We start from the raw sequence: 23,597 nt of genomic DNA on the forward strand, positions 1-23,597 counted from the left end.
CCGAAGGCTCCGGCCGGACGCCCCGCCCTCAGGCGCCGAGAATACGGCTCACCATCTCGTCCACGTCGCGGCTCAGCTTCGGCTTCGACCGGATACGCTCCAGCTCCGCCCGGATCATCTCCTGCCGCCCGGCATCGTAGCGCCGCCAGGTCTGGAAGGCAGAACACATCCGCGCCGTGGTCTGCGGGTTCACGTCGTCGAGCCGGATCAGCCAGTCCGCCAGCAGGCGATAGCCCGCACCGTCTACCGAATGGAAACCGGCATGGTGCATCATCATTGCCCCCATGACGGCCCGGAAGCGGTTGGGATTCTTCCAGTCGAAGGCCGGATGCGCGGTCAGCGCCTCGGTCCGCGGCACCACCTTCTCCGGCGTGGTGGCCGCGATCTGCAGGCCGAACCACTTGTCCATCACCAGACGGTCGCCCTGCCACTGGTCGTGGAAGGCCTTCAGCGCCGCATCGTCCCGGCCCGCGCGGATCAGGTTCGACAGGGCCGAAAGCTGCAGGGTCATGTTGTCGGCGCGGCCAAACTGCGCCTCCGCCGCGGCCCCGCCGTCGAGCCGGGTCTGCAGCGACAGCACCGCCGCGCCAAGCGCCCGGCGGGCCGACTGTTCGGCGTCGGCGCTGTAGGGGGCGGTGACCTCCGCCTCCGCGGCGAGGCGCGGCAGGAGGTCGGTCCAGCGCTCCGCCTTGACCTGCGCCAGCGTCTCGGCGGCCTGCCAGATGGCATCGGGATCGGGGACGTGCCCGCGGTCGGCCAGCACCTGTGCCAGCTCCGACTGGGAGGGCGTGCCCATCATCAGCGCCCGGTAGGCGGGGTCGAGGGTTTCGTCGCGAAGCACCGCCTCCAGCCCGTCGATATAGGCCATGTCGGGCGTCGCGCCGGTCAGGACCATGTCCACCAGCGTCTCGCGGGCAAGCTGCCGGCCGGCGTCCCAGCGGGTGAAGGTGTCGGTATCGTGGGCCAGGAGGAACGCCTGCTCGTCGCGGCCCGCCTCCCGGTCCAGCACCACGGGGGCGGAGAATCCGCGGAGCAGGGAGGGCACAGGTTTCGCCGCGAAACCACTGAAATTAAAGGTTTGTTCAGACTGGTTAAACTCGAGGAGCGTGGTCGGCAGCACCTCGTCGCCGTTCGGGTTCAGCAGCCCCACGGCCATCGGGATCACCTGCGGCGCCTTCTCGGGCTGGCCGGGGGTGGGCGGGGTCTCTTGCCGGAAGGTCAGCGAATAGGTGCCGTCCGCGAAGGATTCGGACACCGACACGCGCGGCGTGCCTGCCTGGCTGTACCAGCGCTTGAACTGGGCAAGGTCACGGCCCGTCGCATCCTCGAAGACCTTCAGCCAGTCCTCGATCGTGCAGGCCTGCCCGTCGTGGCGGTCGAAGTAGAGGTCGAGCGCCCTGGCATAGGCCTCGTCCCCCACGAGACGCTTGAGCATGCCGATCACCTCGGCGCCCTTCTCGTAGACCGTCGCGGTGTAGAAGTTATTGATCTCCTGAAAGCTTTCCGGGCGGACGGGGTGCGACAGCGGGCCCTGGTCCTCCGGGAACTGGCGGCCGCGCAGGTCGATCACGTCGGAGATCCGCTTGACCGGCTCCGACCGCATGTCGGAGGTGAACTGCGCGTCGCGGAAGACCGTCAGGCCCTCCTTCAGGCAAAGCTGGAACCAGTCGCGGCAGGTGATGCGGTTGCCGGTCCAGTTGTGGAAGTACTCGTGCGCGATGATCGCCTCGACCCGTTCGAAGTTCGCGTCGGTCGAGGTCTCCGGCGAGGCCAGCACGCAGGAGGAGTTGAAGACGTTCAGGCCCTTGTTCTCCATCGCGCCCATGTTGAAGTCGTCGACGGCCACGATGTTGAAGATATCAAGGTCGTATTCACGTCCGTAAACGTCCTCGTCCCACTTCATCGACTTCTTCAGCGCCTCCATCCCGAAGGCGCACTTGTCCTCGTCGCCGGGGCGGACCCAGATGTTCAGCTCCACCTCCTTGCCGGACATGGTGGTGAAGGCGCCCGGAAAGTTCACGAGGTCGCCGGCCACCAGTGCAAAGAGGTAGGCGGGCTTCGGCCAGGGATCGTGCCATTCGGCAAAGCCCTCTCCCGCTTCCTGCGGGTTGCCGTTCGACAGTTTCACCTTCTCGTCGCCCTCGATCCGGACGGTGAAGGTCGACATCACGTCGGGGCGGTCGGGGTAGTAGGTGATCTTGCGGAAACCTTCGGCCTCGCATTGGGTGCAGTACATGCCGTTCGACATGTAAAGCCCTTCGAGCGCGGTGTTGCCCTTCGGGTCGATTTCCACCTCCGCTTCCCAGAGGAAGGCGCCGGAGGGGACGGTGACGGTCAGGCCCTCTTCGGTCACGTCCGGGGTGACGGGTGTGCCGTCGATCTTCGCACCGATCAGTTTCAGCATCTCGCCGTGCAGGAAGAAGTCCTGTGCCGGGGCGTCGGGGTTGGGGGCAAACCGGATCTTCGACAGCACGCGGGTGCTGTTCGGCGCCAGACGGAAAGTGAGGTGCACGCTTTCGACGTGCCAGCCGAACGGGGTGTAGTCCTTGAGATAGATGGTCTGGGGGGCTTCGGCCTTCATCGCGGTGCTCCTTCTGGTCGTGCCCGATGGAACCCGGGCGGCTGCCCGAGTGTTATTCCTGTAACCGACGAGCGGCAACCGCGCCGCAGTTGCAAATGGAAAGAGGTTGATATGTCCGCCCCAGAGACGAACATTCACAAACAAGAGAAACGCCACGCAGGCCCGCTGACGGGCATGCGCGTGCTTCTGATCGTTGTCGGCATCATGCTGCTGGGCTGGGTCGGCTGGGTCGTGATCCAGGGCCAGGACCCGCAGGGCGCCGAGACCCAGATCGAGGTCGTGCCGGGCGTCGGTGCCGAAGAGGTGCCGGGACCGGCTGCCGATTGATCCTCGCGCAATCGTGTTTCAGAACGCGTCCGGTTTCCGGGCGCGTTTTTCGTATGTGGGGACGATGTCAAAGGCTGTGAAGAAACGCGATCTGCCTGTGAAGACCTGCGCCACCTGCGGGCGACCGTTCACGTGGCGCAAGAAGTGGGCGAAGGTCTGGGACGAGGTCCGCTATTGTTCGGAACGGTGCAGGCGGGAGCGGTCCGAAAAGCGGTAGGCCGTTAAGGGAGCGGTTTGCCCTTCCGGGCACGATAATCTTTATTTTCCATCGCTTTAATTGAATAAGCGGCGATTGGTCCTTTAACCTGACAGCACACGTCCTTCACCAGTTGTTAGCGCTTTTTGTGCACCCTCCGGAAACATTCCATCGGAATGCAGAAAGGAGGAAAAATGTCCGAAAACACCTATCGCGTGCTGACTGTCGGTCTGATGGTCCTGACGATTGTCGTCATGGTCCTGATAGGCCGATAAAAGCAGTCCCCGGGATGCGGCAACATCCCGGGGACACTTAGAAAGCAGGTGTTTGTCCGAAACAAACCTATCGCTACACCCAATTACCTTTTCCTTGCGAAAAAATCAAGATCGGCAGCGTTCCATGGTTACTCCGCCGCGCGCAGCGGAAGGTTGAGCTGCGGGTCGTCGGTCGACGGTTCTGCGGGCGGGGCAGGGCGGCCGATCTCTTCCCACAGGATCTCCGGCGCCTTGATGCGTCTTGCCTCGCGGGCGAGGGCCCAGTCGCGGGCGATGCGGCTGCCGCGGCCGAAGGACAGGCGGGCGAGCAACTGGGCGAACCACTTGACGTAGGTCGTGAACCAGACGCGGATCGCCAGCATCGAGGGGGTGAAGACCAGCGTCAGCACCGTCGCGATGCCAAGTCCGAAGACCACCGCCGTGGCGAGGTTCTTCCACCAGAGCGCGGTGGGGCTGTCGATGGAGTAGCCGCCCGCGAAGAAGTCGAGGCTGAGGCCGAACATCATCGGCGCGAGGCCCGCCATCGTCGTGATCGTGGTCAGCAGCACCGGGCGGATGCGGTCCTCGGCGGTGCGGGTGATCGCCTCCAGCCGCGGCATGTAGCGCGCGTATTCCTGGTAGGTGTCGATCAGCACGATGTTGTTGTTCACCACGATCCCGGCGAGTGCCACGATCCCGGTGCCGGTCATGATGATCGAGAAGAACTGTCCCATGATGATCATGCCCCAGAGCACACCCGCGACCGACATCACGACGGCCAGCAGCACCAGCACGGAGTTGTAGAAGCTGTTGAACTGCGCCAGCAGGATGATGAACATCAGCCCCAGCGCGCCTGCGAAGGCGGATTGCAGGAAGGCCTGGGATTCCGCCTGATCCTCCTGATCGCCGGTCCATTCCCAGTCGATGCCAACGGGGAGCGGGCGGGTGTCGAGCCACTCGGTCATCAGGGCGATGCGCTCGTTGGCGGTGATCGGCTGGGCGGTCATGTCGCCCTCGCGCAGCGCCGTGCCGAGCTGTTCCGGCGAGGTGCCAGTGTCGAGCGACAGGACCTCGTAGCGGCGGTCCTCGAAGCCGGTGACGGTGGCGTGACCGGGTTTCGCCTCTGCCCCGTCGACAAGCTGGCGGAGGGTGGCGCCGGCCTCGGGCACCTTGAAGAGGTTCGGGCTGACGTCGGCCTTCAGGTCGAAATAGCGCTTCTGGTCGATACGGTTGATCTCGGCCAGTTTCTCGACCGGCGTGCGGGTGATGAAGTTCGAGAGCGGCACGAGGCCGTCGGCGGTGCGCACCTTCAGCGTGTCGAGGGTCGACAGGACGCGGTATTCCTCCGGCAGGCGGACGCGGATGTCGATTTCCTCGTCGGAGCTTTCGACCCGCATGGTGTCGAGCAGGATGCCGCGGGTGACAAGCTGGACCATGGCGCCCACGGTGGCGACGTCGGCGCCGTAGAGGCCGGCCTTCTCCACGTCGACGTCGATCTGCCAGTCGATGCCGGGCAGGGGGCGCGTGTCCTCGATCAGGGTCAGGCCGGGGGTGTCCTCGAACCGGGCGCGGGCAGTGGCGACGGCGGCCAGCAGGTCCTCCCAGTTGTCGCCCTTGAGCCGCAGGTGCAAGGGCTTGCCGGAGGCGGGGCCGCGGGCCTGGGCCAGGATCTCGATCTCCGTGCCGGGGATCTGTTCCAGCTTGGCGGTCAGGTCCTCGATGATGACGTCGCCGTCGAGCTGGTCGAGGGTGATGTCTTCCGGATGGGCGGCGGCATAGGCCGGGCGGTCCTCCCACGGGATGGTTTCCAGCTGGACCTGCCCGATGGTGTCCTTGGGGGCCTCGGCGCCGCCTGTGTTGTTGTTCAGTCCGCCGTCCCCCGCGAAGGCGAAGGCGTTCTTGATGCCGGGGTGGTTCAGCACGATCTCCTCGGCCCGCTTCACGATGGCGTCCTTCTCGGTCAGGCTGAGGTTGCCGCGCGCGCGGACGTAGACGATGGCCTGTTCCGGCTCGCTTTCGACGAAGAACTCCACCCCGTTGTTGTGGGTGCCGAAGTAGCTGAAGGTGAACATCACGAAACCCACCACCGCGCCGACGGTGACGATGGGCATGATCGGGTTGCCGGAGATGAAGTTGATGAAGTGGCCGAAGAGCGTGCGACGGTAACGGCCGTCGACCCGCTTGGGTTTGCGGCGCGGCGCGGCGGCATCCATCACCACCGAGGAGATGACCGAGAAGATCATGAAGACCACGACGCCGGGCAGGCGGGCGGCAAAGCCCGTGGCCTCCGTCGGGCCGAGGTAGTCGGGGTTCAGCACCATCATCGCGCCGACGAACAGCCCGAACAGCGCCACCGGCACCAGCGCCGCGCGCAACCACCAGGGCGCGGCGGCGCGCAGGGCGTTGCCCATCCGGCCGACGTTGCGCGACCAGCGGCCCGAGACGCCGCCCATCACCGGCAGGTAGACCAGCGCCACCACGAGCGACGCGGACAGCACGAAGATCAGCGTGACGGGGAGCATCCCCATGAATTCGCCCGCGACGCCGGGCCAGAACAGCATCGGCAGGAAGGCGCAGAGCGTCGTGGCGGTCGAGGAGACGACCGGCCAGAACATGCGGTGCGCGGCCTCCACATAGGCGTGCATCGGGCCGGAGCCTTCCTCGATACGCTTGTCGGCGTATTCGACGACCACGATCGCGCCGTCCACCAGCATCCCCACGGCAAGGATCAGACCGAACATCACGATGTTGGAGATCGACACGCCCATCAGCGCCAGCAGCAGGAAGCACAAGAGGAAGGAGGTCGGGATCGCGAAGCCCACCAGCAGCGCGGGCCGGAGGCCCAGCGAGGCGAGGACCACGATCATCACCAGCGCGATGGCGGTCAGCACCGACCCTTCGAGCTGGCTGACCATGGAGGCCACCTGCCGCGACTGGTCGTTCGACGCGCCGATATCGAGGATCGCCTGAAGCTCAGGCGGCCATGCCTTCTGCGCCTCGTCGATCACCGCGCGCACCTCGTTGGCGGTGTCGATGATGTTGAACCCCTTGCGCTTGACCACCTGCAGGGCGACCGTCGTCTCGCCGTTGAAGCGGGCGGTGCCCTTGCGGTCCTCGAAGGTCAGGCGGATGTCGGTCAGCTCGCCCAGCGTCACGGTGCGCTGGCCGTTGGTCTTGACCGGCAGGTTGTAGATGTCCTGGCTCTCCTCGAAGGAGGCGGGGATCTTGATGGCAAAGGTGCCCTGATCGGTTTCCACCTCGCCCGCGGCGATCAACTGGTTGTTGTTCTGGACCGTCGCGATCAGCTCGCCCGCGGTGACGTTGTAGCTTTCGAGGCGGAGCGGGTCGATCACCACCTCCACCATCTCGTCGCGGTTGCCGGCGATCCCGGCCTCCAGCACGGAATCGAGCCCTTCGACGCGGTCCTGCAGGTCCTTGGCGACCTTGGTCAGCGTGCGCTCCGGCACCGGGCCGGTCAGGTTGACGATCAGGATGGGAAATTCGGAGAAGTTGATCTCGTTGATCGAATAGTCCTCGGCGCCGTCGGGGAACTGCCCTTCGGCGTTGTTCATGGCGTCGCGGACATCGGCCAGCGTCTTGGTCTTGTCCCAGCCGAACTCGAATTCCAGCGCCACGCCAGCATAGCCTTCGGAGGCGGTGCCGGTCATGGTCTTCAGCCCGTCGAGGTCGGACAGCTCCGTCTCCATCGGCTTGACCAGCAGCTTTTCGCTGTCGGCGGCCGAGATGCCGGGGAAGGGGACAGAGACGAAAAGCGCCGGGATCTCGATGTCCGGTTCGCCCTCCTTGGGGAGGCTGACGTAAGCGTATCCGCCCACGGCAAGGGACAGGACGATGAAGGCGATGACCATCCGGGCGCGCGCGGCGGCCCAGTCGATGATTCCGGTCATTGGATCACTTCCTCGAAGCTGGGCACCACGGGGACGCCGTCGGTGACGTATTCCTGTCCGAGGACGATCAGGTCCACGGTGTCCGGCAGGCCGGTGACCCAGACGCCTTCGCGGGTGTCGCGCAGGATGGTCACGGGGATGAACTTCGCCGTCTCCTCCTCGGTCACGGTGCGCACGCCGAGCGCGCCCTCGTCGTCGAGCGTGAGGGTCGACTGTGCGACGAGGTGGCCCTTGGCGCCTTCGGCCTCGATCAGGATGTCGGCGGTCTGGCCGTCGCGGATGGTCAGGTCGGGGTTGGCGACCTCCAGTTCCACGCGGAAGGTGCGGGTGGCCGGATCGGCGGAGCGGGAGACGAAGGCGACGATGCCCGCGACCTCGCGCCCGTCGGCAAGGCGCGCCCCGGCCTGCGCGCCGAGGTCGATGCGCGAGACGGAGGTTTCCGGCACGTAGGCCACGATCTTCACCGGGTCGAGCTGGATGACCGTCGCGCAGGCGGAGCCGGGCTGCATCAGCGCGCCCAGTTCGGCGGTATCGGTCTCCAGCAGGCCCGCGAAGGGGGCGGTGATCGACAGGCGGTCGATGTCCTTCTGCGCGGCGGCCACGGCGGCCTCGGCGGACTGGATGGCCGAGAGGGCGCTTTCCTCGCCGGTCCTCGCGGACTGGATCCCGGCCTGCGCGCCTTCGAGCTGGCTGTTGGCGGAGATCACGGCGGCCTTCGCGCCCTCGACGTTCGAGAGCGCGGTGGAGACGCGGGCGCGGGCGCCCTCGACCTGGCTCTGGGCGGTCTGGACCCCGGCCTTGGCGTTCTCGATCTGGGTCCGGGCGGCGATCACCCCGGCCTCGGCGTTGCGGATGCCGGAGCGGGCAGCCTGCACCGCGGCGCGGGCGGCCTCGATGTTGCTGCGCGCGGTCTCGACCCCGGCGTGGGCGCCTTCGAGGCCGGAACGGGCGGCCTGGATGCCGGAGGCGGCGGCCTTCAGCCCGGCCTGCGCGGTCTGGACGGAGGCCTTGGCGGTCTCGTAGGCGGCTTCGGCGGAGGCGAGGCGGGTCTGGGCGGCGAAGCCATCCTTGGCGAGCGAGCTGGCGGCGGTCAGGTTGATCTCGGCCTCGCGGACCTGAGCCTCGGCCTGCCGGACGCGGGCCTCGGCCTCGGGGACACGGGATTCGGCCTCTTCCAGCGCGGCTTCGGCGGCGGGGACGGCGGCTTCGGCCTCCCTCAGGCGGGCCTCTGCGGCGGGGACGGCGGCCTCGGCCTCTGCCAGCCGGGATTCGGCTTCGGGGACGCGGGCCTTGGCCTCTTCGAGACGGGCCTCGACCTCCGGCACGCGGGCCTCGGCCTCCTTCTGCGATGCCTCGGCCGCGGGGATGCCGGCGCGCGCTTCGAGCAGGGCTGCTTCGGCGGCGGGAACGGCGGCCTCGGCCTCCGTGATGCGGGCGCGGGCGGCGGGGATCTGGGCCTCTGCCTCAGCCAGGCGGGCGCGGGCCTCGGGCACCATGGCCTTTGCCTCCGCCAGACGGGCACGCGCCTCCATCAGCGTGACCTCGCGGGTGCCGGGATCGAGTTCACACAGAAGCTGTCCCTCTTCGACGAGGGCGCCCTTGCGCAGGGGCGTGGAAATCACCTTGCCTGCGGTTTCGGCGCGGACCTCGACCTGGCGCAGGGCCTGCGTCTCGCCGCGGAGCTGCACGGCGCTGTCGATTTCCTGCGCGACGGAGCGGTTGGCCATCACCCGGACCGCGTTTTCAGGCGTCTCGCGCGCCTCCATGGCGCTTTCGACAGGGGCCACTTCGGGGGCGGGGGCCGGATCGGTGGCGGCCTCGGCGCGCTCCTCGGCAGAGGGGGACAGCCGCGCGGTCCAGGAAAGCAGCGCATCGCGTTTCAGGACCACACCGTAGAGGACGGCCGCGACAAGGATCGCCGTGATGATGGACACAATTCGCATGCTTCGTTTCCCGTCGTCCTGAGGCGCCGCAATCCCGGCGATGTCACACTTCTTACGGTCTCTACCGAGAGGCGGACCAATCGCCCTGGCAAATGGTGAACCGTTTGGTTCAGTTTCTTAGGGTGCCGTAACGGCGTCTTCAAGACGGAGTGATCGCCGGAGCCCCTTTATAGGTGTATTTTTCACGATTTCCTGTCAGCAACTGGCAAGAGTGTCACGTTTCCACGCCGGTTCTCCTTCGTCCTGTCCTGCGCGACGTGATGGCGGGGGTGTTGGCAAGGCCGGGGGCAGCCTGTAAGAGGGGCCAAAATCAGGCCCGCGCGCGGGTTTGCGACGGGTCGGCCCTCGGGGCGCCCTGGGCACATTTGGGGGGACGCAGGTGAGCGACACCGACAGTTTCATCGACGAGGTGACCGAAGAGGTCAAACGCGACCGGCTGTTCGCGATGATGAAGCGCTATGGCTGGATCGCGGTGGTGATCGTGCTGCTGCTGGTCGGCGGCACCGCCTGGCGCGAATACCAGATCTCGAGCCGGGAGTCGGCTGCGCAGGCCTTTGGCGACAGCGTGCTGGACGCCATGGACGCGAACGACGCCGCGGCGCAGGCCGCCGCTCTGGAAGAGCTGTCTTCGGACACGCCCTCGGCGCGCGCCGTGCTGGAAATGCTGACCGCCGATGCGGAGCAGTCCGCAGGCGAGACGGCGGCGGCGGTCGAGCGTCTGCAGGCCGTGGCCGCGGACGCGGAGGTGCCCAACATCTACCGCCAGATCGCCAGCTACAAGGCGATGACGCTGGGCGCGGAGGTGCTGTCGGTCGAGGAGCGGCGTGCCGGGCTCGAGGCGCTGGCCGTGCCGGGACAACCGCTGCGTCTGCTCGCCGAAGAGCAATTGGCGCTGGTCGAGGTCGAGACGGGTGAGCGGGAAGCCGCCCTCACGCGGCTTCAGGGGATGCTCGACGATTCCGAGATCACCGCGGGCTTGCGTCGCAGGGCAAGTCAGTTGATTGTGGCTCTGGGCGGCGACCTGCCGGAGAGCTGACGCCCCCGCGCCGCCGGATCGGCCTGATGCGGCGGCGGACTTGGGACGGGAAGACGGGCCCGGGACGGTGGCACATTGAAGGCCACGCGGGTCCGGCGGGCAGAATGAGGACGAAACGATGCGGCGCAAGGCTATTCTTCTGACCACGCTGGGTGTGCTGGCTCTGGCCGGCTGCGAGGAGAAGGACCCGGTGCTGGCCGGTGAACGCCTCAACGTGCGCGACGTGCTGGAAACCCGCGCCGGCGCCGACGAGGCGCCGCAGCCGGTGAGCCGCGCGTTCTCCACCCCGCAGATGGTCAACAACGCCAGCTGGACGCAGAGCCCGGTGTCGCCGTCGGTGCGCACCACGAATGCCGCGCTGTCGAGCGCGCCGCAGCCGCTGTTCTCGACGCCGATCGGCACGGGTGACAGCCGCCGCATGCGGCTGGACGCGGAGCCGGTGGTGGCCGACGGGCGGATCTTCACGATGGACGCGCGCAGCGTGGTGAAGGCCATCGGCCTGAACGGCGAAACCCTGTGGTCCACCGACCTGACGCCCGCGCGCGAGAAGACCGCGCTTGGCGAGGGCGGCGGTCTGGCAGTGGGCGGCGGGCGTCTCTATGTCACGACATCCTACGGCGAGCTGGTGGGGCTGGACCCGGCGACGGGCGCGACGCTCTGGACGCAGGGGTTCGGCAACACCTCGACCGGCGCGCCGAGCTATGCCGACGGGCTGGTCTACGCGGTGTCCGGCGACACGACCGCCTGGGCGGTGGAGGCCGCGGATGGCAAGGTGCGCTGGCAGATCGACGGGCAGGGCGACGTGAGCAACGTCGCGGGCGGCCCGGCGCCGGCCTTCGGCGACCAGCACGTGGTCTTTTCCTACGGATCCGGCACGGTGCAGGGCGCCTTCCGGCAGGGCGGCCTGCGGCTCTGGAGTTCCGAGCTGCTGGGGCGGCGTCCGGGCGTGACGCTGGCGGGCTTCGACGACGTGACCGGCGATCCGGTGATCTCGGGCGACACGGTCTATGCGGGCAACCATTCGGGCCGCGTGGCGGCGATGTCGGTCTACACCGGCGAACGGATCTGGGAGGCGCCCTATGGCGCCGAGGGGCCGATGTGGCCCGCCGGGGATTCGGTGTTCTTCGTCTCCGATCTCAACCAGCTTGTCCGTCTCGATGCCGCGACGGGGCAGGAGATCTGGACCACCGATCTGCCGGGCTACGTGCCGCGCCGCAAGCCGAACAAGCGTCGCGACCGGGCCTATGCGAACATGGGGCCGATCATGGCGGGCGGACGGCTGATCGTCGCCGGGTCGGACGGGCTGATGCGAGCCTTCAACCCGGCGGACGGTGCACTGGTCCAGACCATCGACGTACCGGGCGGTGCGACGACGCGGCCGATCGTGGCCGGGGGCACGCTTTATGTCGTCTCCAAGAAGGGCGTGCTGCACGCCTATCGGTGATATTGCCACGGGCCGCGCGGGGTGATCCCGGGGCGGCCTGACGGGCGAGGATGCCCCGTGCCGACCGGTGCGGTCCGCGGGGCCTTTCGCAGGCGCGGAAAATGCGTTACATGCGCGATCTGATCCGCGGAGCCTTTGCATGTCCTTCTCCCTCGCCATCGTCGGACGCCCCAATGTGGGCAAGTCGACCCTGTTCAACCGTCTCGTCGGCAAGCGGCTGGCGCTGGTCGACGACCAGCCTGGCGTGACCCGCGACCTGCGGGAGGGCGAGGCGAAGCTGGGCGACCTGCGGTTCACCGTGATCGACACGGCGGGCCTTGAGAACGCCAACGACGATTCCCTTCCGGCACGGATGCGGCGCCTGACCGAGCGGGCGGTGGACATGGCGGATGTCTGCCTGTTCCTGATCGACGCGCGGGCGGGCCTGCTGCCGGACGACCACGTCTTTGCCGAGATCCTGCGCAAGCGCGCCAAGCACGTCATCCTCGCGGCCAACAAGGCCGAGGGCTCTGCCGCCGACGCCGGTGTGTTCGAGGCCTTCGAGCTGGGTCTGGGCGAGCCGATCCGCCTGTCGGCGGAGCACGGCGAGGGGATGCCGGAGCTCTACTCGGTGCTGGCGCCGCTGGCGGACGGGTACGAGGAGGAGCGCGCCGACGACGCGCCGGAGGTGGATGTCGCCGTCTCCGAAGACGACGAGGACGACGACAGCGTGCCGGTTCCGACCCGCGCGCGGCCCCTGCAGATCGCCGTTGTGGGGCGCCCGAACGCGGGCAAGTCGACGCTGATCAACCAGATCATCGGCGAGGACCGGCTGCTGACCGGGCCCGAGGCGGGGATCACCCGCGACGCCATCTCTCTGACCCACGAGTGGGGCGGTGTGCCGATGCGGATCTTCGACACCGCGGGCATGCGCCGCCGGGCGAAGGTGCAGGAGAAGCTTGAGAAGCTGTCGGTCTCTGACGGCATCCGGGCGGTGAAGTTCGCCGAGGTGGTGGTCGTGCTGCTGGATGCGGCCATCCCGTTCGAGACGCAGGACCTGAAGATCGCCGACCTTGCGGAGCGCGAGGGGCGTGCCGTGGTCGTGGCGGTCAACAAGTGGGACATCGAGGGCGAGAAGCAGGAAAAGCTGAAGTGGCTGCGCGAGCAGTTCGAGCATGTCCTGCCGCAGCTCCGCGGCGCGCCGCTGGTGACGGTCTCGGCCCGGACGGGCAAGGGGCTGGACAAGCTGCAGGAAGCGGTGATGAAGGCCTACACGGTCTGGAATCGCCGCGTGTCGACCGGGCAGCTCAACCGCTGGCTCGAGGGCATGATCTCGCGCCATCCGCCCCCGGCGCCGCAGGGCCGCCGGATCAAGCTGCGCTACATGACGCAGGCGAAGACCCGGCCGCCGGGCTTCGTGGTGATGTGCTCGCATCCCGACAAGCTGCCTGAAAGCTATTCGCGCTACCTGGTGAACGGGCTGCGCGAGGACTTCGACATGCCGGGCACGCCGATCCGTCTGCACATGCGCGGGCAGGGCGACAAGAACCCCTACAAGGGCCGCCGGACGAAGAACGCGGGGGCGCTGAAGAAGCACCTCGGGTCGCTTCAGAAGAAGAAGGACTGATCCGGTGGAATGGGCGCCCTTTGGGCGCCCATGCTGTTTGCCTCACCGCCCGCCTTCGGCGGTCGGCTCGGGTTGGCGGGGGTCCATGTTGGGCGATACCGTTGACTGCGGAAGGCCGCGCAAGCTGAAGTGCCGGACGCTGCGCGTCTGACGTGGTGACTGACGTTTTCCCGACGCGATGCGTGACCTTGCGTTTTCACTGCAGTCGAAAGGCGCGGCTGTTCCAGGCCGGGCGTGCTTGGCGGCGCTCTCAAGGGGCCGGTCTCGGGACATTGCAGCCGTTTCGTTGCGGCGCTATAGAACGGCCCTTCGCCAGCCCGGAGGATGACCGTCATGCCAAAGCTGTATCTGCTGGGGGCCTCGTGCTCCGGCGTGTCGACACTGGGCGCGGTTCTGGCTGAACGACTCGACGTCCCGCAGATCGACGTCGACGATTACTACTGGATGCCGACCGATCCGCCGTTCAGCGTCAAACGCGACCCCGAAGAGCGCGTCCGTTTGATCGGCGCGCGCCAAGAGATCGCCGAGGACTGGGTGCTGACCGGCTCATTCATGGGGTGGGGCGATGCGCTTGTCGAAGAGGTCGATCTGATCGTCTTTATCCATACTCCGACACCGATACGCCTTGAGCGCCTTGATCGGCGCGAGGCACAGCGCCATGGCGCGCGCATTCTGCCGGGCGGCGACATGCACCGATCCCATCTGGCGTTCCGGGACTGGGCGTCCCGGTACGACGATCCGTCCTTTTCCGGGCGCAACCTTGTGCAGCACGAGCGATGGCTGGAGGCGCAAGGCGCGCCGGTTCTTCGCCTCGATGGTCAGCGCCCGGTCGGGGAACTCGCAACAAAGGTTTTGGAGACGATTCTCGGTTCACGTGACCGGAACAATCACTGAGCTGACACCCGGCCGGGCAGGAAACTCCTGCCCGGCCGGGTGTCACGCCCTCAGATGAAGCGCCGCGTTGGGGTATGGATCACCGGAATCGTCCACATCCCGGCGCGACACCTCGGTAAAGCCGAGCGTGCGGTAGAAGCGGACGGCCTGCTCGTTGGCGGTGTAGACCTCCAGCGACAGCTCTCCCTTCAAGGCCAACGCATGGGCAATCAGCTTGCGGCCGATGCCCAGACCTTGCCGATCGGGCGCAATGAAGATCCCGCCGACAAAATTGCCGAGCAGGCTGATGAAGCCGACCGCGTCCCCGCCGCAACAGGCGACCCAGGTCTCCGATTTCGGCAGGTATGTCTCCTCGATCAGCGTGCGCTGTTCCACGAGCTTCGGTTCACCGATGAAGGGATGCGCCTTGAGGGAGGCGGCAAACCAGATGTCCGACAGTCTTTCGGTATCCGCCACCCCATCGAAGGGCCGGATCGATATGTCGTTGTTCTCCATGAGAACTCCACGGAATTCATGCAAAAGGGATCGGCAGCGATGTGCCGATGCGAAGCCGCTACATGCGGTTCAATCGAGGCCTCTGTGCATGAATCTCCTTCTGAGACGGCCACAGGATAGATGGCCATGTCATCACGTTCAATGACCGAGACAGGGATCGGAGGGGTTCGCGCCGGATGGATGCGGCGGGCAGGCGCGGACGCCCGCCCGGTTGTCATTCGGTGTCGGTGGCGCGCAGCGACAGGATCGCGACGATGCCCAGCAGGGCGAGGCCCGCAACGGCGGCGTTGAACGGCTGGGAGTTCTGGATGATCACGCCCACCAGCGCCCAGATCACCGTGATGCCGTATTCCGGCGCGCGGTGCAGGCGGTACTGGACGATGACGGCCAGCGCCAGCGCCAGAGAGAGCGAGATCAGCGCGGCGATCGTCGGCGAGAAGATCTCGTACCCGCCGAGTACCACGCCAAGCGCCACGAAGGCCGCGGCTGTCAGCCAGCCGGAGTAGATCGCGACCGGCGCCTGTTGCAGCCAGCGGTCGGTGTCGCCGACGCGGAAGAGCGCGCGCAGCGCCGCCGCCAGCATCAGGAATATGAGGACCGTTGCCGCCAGCGGCGAGACGCTGGCCACGGGCAGCCATGTCGCCCCCAGCGCGAGGCTGAGCGCCAGCCAAGGGCGCATCGGCATCCAGTCCTCGTCGTCGGAGCGGCGGACCGCGCCGAAGACCGCGCCGACCAGCAGCCAGACGTAGATCAGCCCCCAGATCGCGAAGGCGTAGCCCGAGGGCTGGACCGGCGGTTCCTCGATGACATTCGGAAACTGGTCGGGGGTGAAGCCGTTGAAGTCGGGCACGACGAAATACGACGCGATGAACGCCAGCGTCGCCAGAAGACAGGCCCAGGCCCAGAGGCGTTGCATGATCGCGCCCCCCGGTCTCAAACCAGGTTCCCGGAGGCGTCGAGGCGCGTCCTGCCGCGCAGCCATGGGTGCAGCGCCTCGGGCAGGTCGACGGAGCCGTCCGCCTGCTGGCCGTTCTCCAGCACCGCGATCAGCGCCCGGCCCACGGCAAGGCCGGAGCCGTTCAGCGTGTGCAGGAAGCCGGGCTTGCCGCCCTCCGCGGGCTTGTAGCGGGCGTTCATCCGCCGCGCCTGGAAATCGCCGCAGGTCGAGACGGAGCTGATCTCGCGGTAGGTGTTCTGGCCTGGCAGCCAGACCTCGATGTCGTGGGTCTTCTGCGCGCCGAAGCCCATGTCGCCGGTGCAGAGCACGACGGTGCGGTAGGGCAGGCCCAGCTTTTCCAGGATGGTTTCCGCGCAGCGGGTCATGCGCTCGTGTTCGGCCAGCGATTTGTCGGGGTGGCAGACGGTCACCATCTCGACCTTCTCGAACTGGTGCTGGCGGAGCATGCCGGCGGTGTCTCGGCCGGCGCTGCCTGCCTCGGACCGGAAACACTGCGAATGGGCGGCGTAGCGGCGGGGCAGGTAGCCCTCGTCCACGGTCAGCCCGTTGACGATGTTGGTCAGCGTGACCTCCGACGTGGGGATCAGCCACCAGCCGTTGGTGGTCTCGTAGCTGTCCTCGCCGAACTTCGGAAGCTGGCCGGTGCCGTACATCATCTCCGGCCGCACGAGGACCGGGGTCCAGGTCTCGGCAAGCCCGTGTTCCTCCACGTGGGTGTCGAGCATGAACTGCGCCAGCGCGCGGTGGATGCGGGCGACCCCGCCCGAAAGCAGCACGAAGCGCGAGCCGGAGAGCTTCGCGGCGGTTTCGAAATCCATGCCGGGCTTCACGCCGTCGAGCTCGTAATGCTCCTTCGGAGCGAAGTCGAAGCTGCGCGGCTCGCCCCAGCGGCGTATTTCCACGTTGTCGTTTTCGTCGGCGCCGTCGGGCACCTCGGCCAGCGGCAGGTTCGGGACGCCCAGCAGGAGGTCGGTCAGCTGCGCGTCCAGCGCCTTGGCCTTCTCCTGCATTTCGGCGACCTCGGCCTTCTTCTCGGCCACCAGGGCGCGGAGGCGTTCGAACTCCGCCTCGTCGCCGGAGGCCTTGGCCTTGCCCACGTCCTTCGACGCCTTGTTCTGATCGGCCTGCGCCGTCTCGGCGGCGAGGATCGCGGCGCGGCGGTCGGCGTCGAGGGCGAGGATGGCGGACGACATCGGCTCTGCCCCGCGGCGGCTGAGGGCCGCATCCCAGGTTTCCGGGTTCTCTCGGATGGCGCGGATGTCGTGCATTTGGGTCTCCACGGAAGAATGCTGTCGAGTCGCAGCGCTTATGCCCGAAGTTTCAGGGGGAGTGTAGGGGCCAGCCTGCCGCGGGTCCATCTGGCGCCCGACGGCCATTGTTCAATGCCCGTCGACAATCCTTTGCCGTTTAACGGGATTTTTTCGTTTGAAGGCCATGATCCCCGAAACCGCGGGACACGGGCGCCCGGGATCGAGGAGCAATCACATGGGGTTCGGCCTGATGGCGGTCGTCGGTGCGATGGTGCTGATGGCTCTGCAAGGAATGATGGAAGACGTCCCGGAGCCGGGCGAGGACGTGATCCGCGAAGACGACACCGTGGTCGGCAGCGATGACGACGACGTCATCATGGGCAACGGCGGGGCCGAACTGCTGCTGCCGGACGACGGCAACGACCTGGTGCGCGGCGGGGGAGGGAACGACACGATCTCTGACCTGCGCTGGGACGAGGATGCGGTGATGACGGATGCGGGTCCTGTCAATCCGAACTGGAGCAGCGACACGCTGTTCGGCGGTACGGGCGACGACGTCATCACCGCGACCGGCGGGCAGGACGACGTGAACGGCGGCGCGGGCGACGACCGGATCAACACCATCGACCTGCACCCCGACCAACCCTTTGCGCCCGACCGCTTGTTCGGCGCCGCGGGCGACGACTGGCTGGTGGGCGACGACGGCGACACGATGATCGGCGGGGAGGGGGCGGACTTCTTCTCCAACCTCATCGACGAGCCGGAGGACCAGCCGGTGATGATCCGCGACTGGCAGAGGGGCGAGCAGGTGGAACTGCTGCTCTATCACCCCTCGCTGATCCCGGCGGACGGCAGCGCGCCGGTGGCGGAACTGCGCGACAGCGACGCGGGTGCGGTGCTGTCGGTCAACGGCCACGACGCGGCGGTCTTTGCCGACGCTCTTGCGCGCGACCTGAACGGGCATGTCCGGGTGGTGAGCCGCGTCTGAGGTTTACCGTGCTGACTTTTGGGCTGATGACCGGCCGGGCATTCGGGTGTCTGGCCGGTTTTCCTTGTCGCGTTGGAGGTCTCCGTTACGAGGCCGGACGTCAGAGCGCGTCGGTGCCGGGCGATGCGGGGAGGCTTGTCCGGGTCTCTGGCATATCCGCCGCCGTTCCCCTGTCTTCCGTGTTGGTTGAAGGGCTGGCTCCGCAGCGTCTGACGCTCAGGGAGAGGTCAGTCGCGGAGGTTGGCGAGTTGGGCGAGGAGCCAGCTGTCGACGGGGACGACGATGGCCTCTTCCTCTACCACCGCGGCGATGACGGCGACGATGCGGCGGGCGCGGTCCTCGCCCAGGAAGACCGGGCCGCCTGACTGACCGGGTTCCACCCGGCAGCGGAGCCGCCAGAGCGGGCCTGTCTCGTCGCCGTAACACAAAGGCGTGATCGTCAGCCGGTGCGGGACGGAGCGGCGGTAGCCCATCAGGGTCATCGGTCCCGGCGGAACGCCAATGCCGACAGGCAACGGCGCGACTTCCAGCAGCTGGTCGAGCGTCACAAGCGCGATGTCGTGGGCGATGTCGAAACGCCCGTTGTCGTAGGCCTTCGGATGCACGGTCACCGCCTTGATTCGCGCAGCCCCTGCGTGATGCTCCCCGTCCCAGCCCGCGACGAAGGTCATGTCCCCGATCCGCTTGAGATATCCGTCGGCTGGCGTTGTGACGCAGTGCGCCGCGGTCAGCGCGATATCGGGGGCCACGAGCGTCGCCGTGCACATCTCGCGGTGGCGGTAGCCGGCGAGGTTCAGACGGCCCACCGCGTCCTCCGCAGGGGCGGGGACGGGCAGGAGGGCGGCGGCCAGCGCCAGGAGCAATACCCGTAACATGGCCGCAGCATAGCGCGGGACGGGCCTGCGCGACCATCTGCCAGCCTGCCGCGCACCTTGCATCCCGGCGCAGGGCCGCATAGGTAACGGCCAATTTAGCGGGGGATGCCCCGCAGATCCGACACAGAGATCCAGCAGGGAGCATCCAATGGACCAGAACGCCCTTTCCTCTTTCGTGATGATGGGCCTGATCTTCGCGATCATGTATTTCCTCCTCATCCGCCCGCAGCAGAAGAAGGTGAAGGAGCACAAGGCGATGATCGAGGCGATCCGCCGCAACGACATCATCGTCACCCAGGGCGGGATCATCGCCAAGGTCGTCAAGGTCAAGGACGACGCCGAGGTCGAGGTCGAGATCGCCGAAGGCGTGAAGGTGCGCATCATGCGCTCCACCATCGCGGCGGTGAAATCCAAGACCGAACCCGCAGAGGCCTGAGACCCAAATGCTGCAGATCGACGCCTGGAAGCGCTGGCTGATCTGGCTCACCGTCGTGGTGGGCCTGCTTCTGGCCATTCCGAACCTGTTCTACGGACGGGTCGAAAGCCACAACGACGCCGTCAAGGCCATCGAGGCGGGCGCCGACACGTCGGAGAACCGCGCGGCAGAGGCCCAGTGGCCGTCTTTCCTGCCGTCGGGGCTGGTGAACCTCGGGCTCGATCTGCGGGGCGGTGCGCACCTGTTGGCGCGGGTGCAGACCACGGACGTCTACAAGTCCCGGATGGAGTCGCTCTGGCCGGAAGTGCGGGACCTGTTGCGCGACGAGCGTGACACGGTGGGCACGATCCGCTGGAACTCCGAGGCCGTCGACCGCGGCGAACTGCGGGTCAAGCTGTCGAATCCGGAAGGCATGCAGCGCGCCATCGAGGTGGTGCGCGGGCTTGCGCAGCCGGTCGTGACGCTGACCGGCGCGGGCGCGTCAGACATCGAGGTGCGCGGCGAGGGCGACGAACTGGTCGTCACGCTGTCGGAAGCCGAGAAGCAGGCAACCGACGACCGCACGCTGCAACAGTCGCTGGAGATCATCCGCCGCCGCATCGACGAGGTGGGCACGCGCGAACCGACGATCCAGCGGCAGGGGTTCGACCGCATCCTGATCCAGGTGCCGGGCATCGGCTCTGCGGCGGAACTGAAAGAGATCATCGGCACCACGGCGCAGCTGACCTTCCAGCCGGTCGTCGGCCGGACCACCAACCAGAACGACGCGCCCGGACCGGGCAACGAGCTGCTGCCCTCGCTGGACGAGCAGGGGCTGTATTACGTGCTGGAGCAGACCCCGGTCGTGACCGGGGAAGAGCTGACCAACGCGCAGCCGACCTTCGACCAGAACGGCCGCCCGGCGGTGAGCTTCAACTTCAACCCCGGCGGCGCGCGCAAGTTCGGCGACTACACCGCCGAGAACATCGGCTCGCCCTTCGCCATCGTGCTGGACGACGAGGTGATCTCTGCCCCCGTGATCCAGAGCCACATCGGCGGTGGCGCGGGCATCATCACCGGCAACTTCACGGTCGAGGAATCGACCAACCTCGCCGTGCTGCTGCGCGCAGGCGCTCTGCCCGCGGGACTGGAGTTTCTCGAGGAACGGACCATCGGTCCGGAACTGGGGCAGGACAGCATCGAGGCCGGCAAGTTGGCGACGGGTGTGGCCTTTGTCGCGGTGCTGGGCTTCATGGTGGCGAGCTACGGTCTCTTCGGTGTCTTCGCCAACATCGCGCTGATCCTGAACGTCGCGCTGATGTTCGGCCTGCTGAGCCTGATCGGGGCGACGCTGACCCTGCCGGGGATCGCGGGGATCGTGCTGACGGTCGGCATGGCTGTGGACGCCAACGTGCTGATCTTCGAGCGCATCCGCGAGGAGCTGAAGACGGCGCGCGGACCGGCGCGGGCGATCGAGCTGGGCTATGAAAAGGCGCTGAGCGCCATCGTCGACGCCAACATCACCACCTTCATCACTGCCGTGATCCTCTACGTGATGGGTTCCGGCCCGGTGCGGGGCTTCGCGGTCACGCTGGGTTTCGGCATCATCACTTCCGTCTTCACCGCGATCTTCGTGACGCGGGTGCTGATCGTGACGTGGTTCGAACGCCGCCGCCCCAAGACCATCGAAGTTTGAGAGAGAGCCTGACATGCGACTGAGACTGGTCAAGGACGATCTGAACTGGGACTTCTTCTCGAGATCGAAGCTGTGGCTCGGCATCTCGGGGGTGATGGTGGTCATCGCGCTGGCAAGCTTCTTCATCCAGGGGCTGAACTACGGCATCGACTTCCGCGGCGGCACGACGATCCGGACCGAGAGCGCGGAGCCGGTCGACGTGGGCGCCTACCGCGACGCGCTGGCGCCGCTGGGGCTGGGCGACACGGTGATCTCGGAGGTGTTCGACCCGAACTTCCGCGACGACCAAAACGTCGCCATGGTGCGCATCGGTGCGCAGGACGGCGAGGAAGCGGTCAGCACCGAGGTCATCGATTCCGCCGAAGCAGCCCTGAAGGAGGTCGCTCCGGATATCCGCTTCACCTCTGTTGAATCGGTGGGTCCGAAGGTCTCGCAGGAGCTGATCCATACCGCCGTGTTGGCGGTGTGCCTCGCGATTGCGGCGGTGCTGGTCTACATCTGGCTCAGGTTCGAATGGCAGTTCGCGCTGGGGGCGGTGATCGCGCTGATCCACGACGTGGCGCTGACCATCGGGATCTTCAGCGAGTTGCAGATCCGCTTCGACCTGGCGATCATCGCGGCGCTGCTGACCATCGTCGGCTATTCGCTGAACGACACGGTGGTGGTCTTCGACCGGGTGCGCGAGAACCTGATCAAGTACAAGTCGAAGGACCTCAAGGAGGTCCTGAACATGTCCATCAACGAGACCATGAGCCGGACGGTCATGACCTCGCTGACCACGCTTCTGGCGCTGATCGCGCTTCTGGTGCTGGGCGGCGACGTGATCCGCGGCTTCGTCTTCGCCATGACGTGGGGCATTATCGTCGGCACCTATTCGTCGATCTTCGTCGCCTCCGCCATCCTGCTGCGGCTTGGGGTGAAGCGCGACTGGTCGAAACCCGCGGACACGCCGGGCACGCAGTTCGGTGACGTCGACGCCTGAACGACGGAGGCCACATGCGCCTGAACGAGATCATCTATACCGACGCCCGGCCCGTGGACGGCTACGGACCGGGCTTCTTCCGTGTCGGCGGCGAGGTGCATGAAGGTGCGCTGCTGCTGTGGGACAAGGGCAAGGCCGGTTGGGGCGGTTTCGAGGACGAGGGCAGCCTGCTCAGTTTCGTCGACATGGTTGACGTGATCCTCGTGGGCACCGGGGCCGAGATCGCCTTTCTCCCGACGGAGTTGCGGGAGCGGCTGGAGTCCGAGGGGCTGGGGGTCGAGGTGATGAGTTCGCCCTCTGCCTGCCGGACCTACAACGTGCTGATCAGCGAAGGGCGCCGCGTCGCGCTGGCGGTGCTGCCGGTCTGAGGCGGAGGACGCATTTCCATGACAAGTCAGGGCCTTCGGTGACGGTTTTGCAGGTATCCGGTCTGGGGGTCGCGCGCGGGGGCGTGCCGGTGCTCGAAGGGCTGACCTTCGGGATCGGCGCCGGCAGGGCGCTGGTTCTGCGCGGTCCGAACGGGTCAGGCAAGACGACGCTGTTGCGCACCATCGCCGGGCTTCAGCCGCCGCTGGAAGGGCAGATCGAGGGCGCCGGAGAGCGCATCGCGTACGCTGCCCATTCCGACGGTCTGAAGTCCATGCTGACGGTCACGGAAAACCTGAGGTTCTGGGCGCAGGTCTTTGGCACCGCAGGCATTTCCCCCGCCATCGAGGCCTTCGACCTGATCCCGTTGCGGGACCGGCTGGCGGGCAGCCTGAGTGCCGGTCAGAAGCGTCGGCTTGGGCTGGCGCGGCTGATGGTGACGGGCCGCCCGGTGTGGGTGCTGGACGAGCCGACGGTGTCGCTGGACACGGCCTCTGTCGCACTCTTCGCCGATGCGGTGCGCGCGCACCTTGCGGGCGGGGGATCGGCGCTGATGGCGACGCACATCGACCTCGGGCTGGAGGCGGACGTGCTGGACGTGACCCCTTTCAAGGCGAAGCCGCGCGTTGCCGTGGAAGACGAGGCCTTCCTGTGATCGCGCTGCTGGTCAGGGACCTGCGGCTGGCGGTGCGGGCGGGCGGGGGCTTTGGCCTCGGGCTCGCGTTCTTCCTGATCGTGACGGTGCTGGTGCCTTTCGGCGTGGGGCCGGAGACGGGTCTCCTGTCGACCATCGCGCCCGGCGTGCTGTGGATCGGCGCCCTTTTGGCCTGCCTCTTGTCGCTGGACCGCATCCTCGCCCTCGACTGGGAAGACGGGTCGCTCGACCTGCTGGCCACGGCGCCGCTGCCTATGGAGGGGATCGTCAGCGTGAAGGCGCTGGCGCACTGGATCACCACGGGTCTGCCGCTGGTGGTCGCGGCGCCGATGCTGGGCGTGCTGCTGAGCCTGCCGGCCGAGGGCTACCTGTGGGTCTTCGTCAGCCTCGCCCTGGGGACGCCCGCGCTGTCGGTGATCGGCACCTTCGGGGCGGCCCTGACCGTTGGGCTGAAGCGCGGCGGCCTCCTGATGTCGCTGCTGGTGCTGCCGCTTTACGTGCCGACGCTGATCTTCGGCGCAGAGGTGGCGCGGCGCGGGGCAGAGGGGCTGCCGGTGGCGACGCCGCTGGCGATGCTGGCCGGGATCAGCTTTGGGGTGATCGCGCTTTTGCCGTTTGCCAGCGCCGCCGTCCTGCGGATCAACCTCAGGTGAGGTGGGCCGTCGGGCACCCGGGGACATATTGCCTCGGGCCGATATTTGGGGTTCATGGAAACCGGAGGCGAAGGT

General features: G+C 67.3%; 20 protein-coding genes. 13 read left to right on the plus strand and 7 right to left on the minus strand.

The annotated features are described in order from the left end of the window. Positions 1-28: 28 nt before the first annotated feature. Positions 29-2,581, minus strand: coding sequence for an aminopeptidase N (gene pepN / locus CDO87_RS18360; protein WP_100930122.1), 2,553 nt, complete (start codon positions 2,579-2,581; stop codon positions 29-31). Between the two features lie 174 nt (positions 2,582-2,755). Here pepN and CDO87_RS18365 point away from each other — a divergent pair, with 174 nt between their 5' ends. Then, positions 2,756-2,908, plus strand: coding sequence for a hypothetical protein (locus CDO87_RS18365; RefSeq protein WP_157815040.1), 153 nt, complete (start codon positions 2,756-2,758; stop codon positions 2,906-2,908). Positions 2,909-2,972: 64 nt separating this feature from the next. Further along, complete coding sequence (locus tag CDO87_RS18370; RefSeq protein WP_100930124.1) at positions 2,973-3,125, plus strand: DUF2256 domain-containing protein; 153 nt, start codon at positions 2,973-2,975, stop codon at positions 3,123-3,125. A 382-nt stretch (positions 3,126-3,507) separates the two neighbouring features. On the opposite strand, the gene CDO87_RS18375 is transcribed toward CDO87_RS18370, so the two are convergent. Together CDO87_RS18375 and CDO87_RS18380 are read right to left on the minus strand one after the other, a co-directional pair. Next, on the minus strand, positions 3,508-7,266 hold the full coding sequence (locus CDO87_RS18375; protein WP_100930125.1) for an efflux RND transporter permease subunit: 3,759 nt from the start codon (positions 7,264-7,266) through the stop codon (positions 3,508-3,510). Next, positions 7,263-9,209: an efflux RND transporter periplasmic adaptor subunit gene (locus tag CDO87_RS18380; RefSeq protein ID WP_254698205.1), complete on the minus strand. Its 1,947-nt coding sequence runs from the start codon at positions 9,207-9,209 to the stop codon at positions 7,263-7,265. Before CDO87_RS18380 ends, CDO87_RS18375 begins: the two co-directional genes overlap by 4 nt. Positions 9,210-9,588: 379 nt before the next feature. On the opposite strand from CDO87_RS18380, the gene CDO87_RS18385 reads away from it, so the two are divergent. The 4 genes from CDO87_RS18385 to CDO87_RS18400 all read left to right on the plus strand — a co-directional run bounded on the left by CDO87_RS18385 (position 9,589) and on the right by CDO87_RS18400 (position 14,189). Continuing rightward, the gene (locus CDO87_RS18385) at positions 9,589-10,245 is read left to right on the plus strand and encodes a tetratricopeptide repeat protein (protein WP_100930126.1); all 657 of its coding nucleotides are present in this window, start codon (positions 9,589-9,591) and stop codon (positions 10,243-10,245) included. A gap of 118 nt (positions 10,246-10,363) precedes the next feature. After that, complete coding sequence (locus tag CDO87_RS18390; RefSeq protein WP_100930127.1) at positions 10,364-11,689, plus strand: PQQ-like beta-propeller repeat protein; 1,326 nt, start codon at positions 10,364-10,366, stop codon at positions 11,687-11,689. A gap of 139 nt (positions 11,690-11,828) precedes the next feature. Next, positions 11,829-13,295 carry a ribosome biogenesis GTPase Der gene (gene der, locus CDO87_RS18395; protein WP_100930128.1) on the plus strand — a complete coding sequence of 489 codons (1,467 nt, stop codon included), beginning with the start codon at positions 11,829-11,831 and terminating at the stop codon, positions 13,293-13,295. A gap of 333 nt (positions 13,296-13,628) precedes the next feature. Beyond that, positions 13,629-14,189: an adenylate kinase gene (locus CDO87_RS18400; RefSeq protein WP_254698206.1), complete on the plus strand. Its 561-nt coding sequence runs from the start codon at positions 13,629-13,631 to the stop codon at positions 14,187-14,189. A gap of 42 nt (positions 14,190-14,231) precedes the next feature. On the opposite strand, the gene CDO87_RS18405 is transcribed toward CDO87_RS18400, so the two are convergent. The 3 genes from CDO87_RS18405 to serS form a co-directional block, all read right to left on the minus strand. After that, positions 14,232-14,684, minus strand: a complete 453-nt coding sequence (locus CDO87_RS18405; RefSeq protein ID WP_100930130.1) for a GNAT family N-acetyltransferase — start codon at positions 14,682-14,684, stop codon at positions 14,232-14,234. Positions 14,685-14,898: 214 nt separating this feature from the next. Further along, complete coding sequence (locus CDO87_RS18410) at positions 14,899-15,600, minus strand: hypothetical protein (protein WP_198521749.1); 702 nt, start codon at positions 15,598-15,600, stop codon at positions 14,899-14,901. Positions 15,601-15,617: 17 nt separating this feature from the next. Next, complete coding sequence (gene serS / locus CDO87_RS18415) at positions 15,618-16,910, minus strand: serine--tRNA ligase (protein WP_100930131.1); 1,293 nt, start codon at positions 16,908-16,910, stop codon at positions 15,618-15,620. 217 nt (positions 16,911-17,127) lie between these two features. On the opposite strand from serS, the gene CDO87_RS18420 reads away from it, so the two are divergent. Continuing rightward, entirely contained in the window at positions 17,128-17,880 is a 753-nt protein-coding gene (locus CDO87_RS18420; protein WP_100930132.1) for a calcium-binding protein, read from the plus strand. Positions 17,881-18,107: 227 nt separating this feature from the next. Here CDO87_RS18420 and CDO87_RS18425 read toward each other — a convergent pair whose 3' ends face one another. Beyond that, entirely contained in the window at positions 18,108-18,755 is a 648-nt protein-coding gene (locus tag CDO87_RS18425) for a serine protease (RefSeq protein WP_100930133.1), read from the minus strand. A 148-nt stretch (positions 18,756-18,903) separates the two neighbouring features. On the opposite strand from CDO87_RS18425, the gene yajC reads away from it, so the two are divergent. Genes yajC through ccmB form a run of 6 tightly spaced genes read left to right on the plus strand, consistent with a single transcriptional unit; the run spans position 18,904 to position 23,522 of the window. After that, entirely contained in the window at positions 18,904-19,191 is a 288-nt protein-coding gene (gene yajC / locus CDO87_RS18430) for a preprotein translocase subunit YajC (RefSeq protein ID WP_100930134.1), read from the plus strand. A 7-nt stretch (positions 19,192-19,198) separates the two neighbouring features. Then, positions 19,199-20,866 (plus strand): protein translocase subunit SecD, encoded by a 1,668-nt coding sequence (secD, locus tag CDO87_RS18435; RefSeq protein ID WP_100930135.1) that lies wholly within the window; start codon positions 19,199-19,201, stop codon positions 20,864-20,866. Between the two features lie 13 nt (positions 20,867-20,879). Next, positions 20,880-21,848, plus strand: a complete 969-nt coding sequence (gene secF / locus CDO87_RS18440; protein ID WP_100930136.1) for a protein translocase subunit SecF — start codon at positions 20,880-20,882, stop codon at positions 21,846-21,848. Between the two features lie 14 nt (positions 21,849-21,862). Continuing rightward, positions 21,863-22,216, plus strand: coding sequence for an Mth938-like domain-containing protein (locus tag CDO87_RS18445; RefSeq protein WP_100930137.1), 354 nt, complete (start codon positions 21,863-21,865; stop codon positions 22,214-22,216). A gap of 47 nt (positions 22,217-22,263) precedes the next feature. After that, positions 22,264-22,869, plus strand: coding sequence for a heme ABC exporter ATP-binding protein CcmA (ccmA, locus tag CDO87_RS18450; RefSeq protein WP_198521904.1), 606 nt, complete (start codon positions 22,264-22,266; stop codon positions 22,867-22,869). Continuing rightward, positions 22,866-23,522 carry a heme exporter protein CcmB gene (gene ccmB, locus CDO87_RS18455; RefSeq protein ID WP_100930139.1) on the plus strand — a complete coding sequence of 219 codons (657 nt, stop codon included), beginning with the start codon at positions 22,866-22,868 and terminating at the stop codon, positions 23,520-23,522. Before ccmA ends, ccmB begins: the two co-directional genes overlap by 4 nt. Positions 23,523-23,597: the final 75 nt, after the last annotated feature.

It is taken from the genome of Sagittula sp. P11, from assembly GCF_002814095.1.
GTDB lineage: Bacteria > Pseudomonadota > Alphaproteobacteria > Rhodobacterales > Rhodobacteraceae > Sagittula.

What these genes read in the sequence shown, in the direction of transcription:
- pepN (WP_100930122.1), bottom strand. Translation starts at nt 2,581, where the DNA reads ATGAAGGCCGAAGCCCCCCAGACCATCTATCTCAAGGACTACACCCCG.
- CDO87_RS18365 (WP_157815040.1), top strand. Translation starts at nt 2,756, where the DNA reads ATGCGCGTGCTTCTGATCGTTGTCGGCATCATGCTGCTGGGCTGGGTC.
- CDO87_RS18370 (WP_100930124.1), top strand. Translation starts at nt 2,973, where the DNA reads ATGTCAAAGGCTGTGAAGAAACGCGATCTGCCTGTGAAGACCTGCGCC.
- CDO87_RS18375 (WP_100930125.1), bottom strand. Translation starts at nt 7,266, where the DNA reads ATGACCGGAATCATCGACTGGGCCGCCGCGCGCGCCCGGATGGTCATC.
- CDO87_RS18380 (WP_254698205.1), bottom strand. Translation starts at nt 9,209, where the DNA reads ATGCGAATTGTGTCCATCATCACGGCGATCCTTGTCGCGGCCGTCCTC.
- CDO87_RS18390 (WP_100930127.1), top strand. Translation starts at nt 10,364, where the DNA reads ATGCGGCGCAAGGCTATTCTTCTGACCACGCTGGGTGTGCTGGCTCTG.
- der (WP_100930128.1), top strand. Translation starts at nt 11,829, where the DNA reads ATGTCCTTCTCCCTCGCCATCGTCGGACGCCCCAATGTGGGCAAGTCG.
- CDO87_RS18400 (WP_254698206.1), top strand. Translation starts at nt 13,629, where the DNA reads ATGCCAAAGCTGTATCTGCTGGGGGCCTCGTGCTCCGGCGTGTCGACA.
- CDO87_RS18405 (WP_100930130.1), bottom strand. Translation starts at nt 14,684, where the DNA reads ATGGAGAACAACGACATATCGATCCGGCCCTTCGATGGGGTGGCGGAT.
- CDO87_RS18410 (WP_198521749.1), bottom strand. Translation starts at nt 15,600, where the DNA reads ATGCAACGCCTCTGGGCCTGGGCCTGTCTTCTGGCGACGCTGGCGTTC.
- serS (WP_100930131.1), bottom strand. Translation starts at nt 16,910, where the DNA reads ATGCACGACATCCGCGCCATCCGAGAGAACCCGGAAACCTGGGATGCG.
- CDO87_RS18420 (WP_100930132.1), top strand. Translation starts at nt 17,128, where the DNA reads ATGGGGTTCGGCCTGATGGCGGTCGTCGGTGCGATGGTGCTGATGGCT.
- CDO87_RS18425 (WP_100930133.1), bottom strand. Translation starts at nt 18,755, where the DNA reads ATGTTACGGGTATTGCTCCTGGCGCTGGCCGCCGCCCTCCTGCCCGTC.
- yajC (WP_100930134.1), top strand. Translation starts at nt 18,904, where the DNA reads ATGGACCAGAACGCCCTTTCCTCTTTCGTGATGATGGGCCTGATCTTC.
- secD (WP_100930135.1), top strand. Translation starts at nt 19,199, where the DNA reads ATGCTGCAGATCGACGCCTGGAAGCGCTGGCTGATCTGGCTCACCGTC.
- secF (WP_100930136.1), top strand. Translation starts at nt 20,880, where the DNA reads ATGCGACTGAGACTGGTCAAGGACGATCTGAACTGGGACTTCTTCTCG.
- CDO87_RS18445 (WP_100930137.1), top strand. Translation starts at nt 21,863, where the DNA reads ATGCGCCTGAACGAGATCATCTATACCGACGCCCGGCCCGTGGACGGC.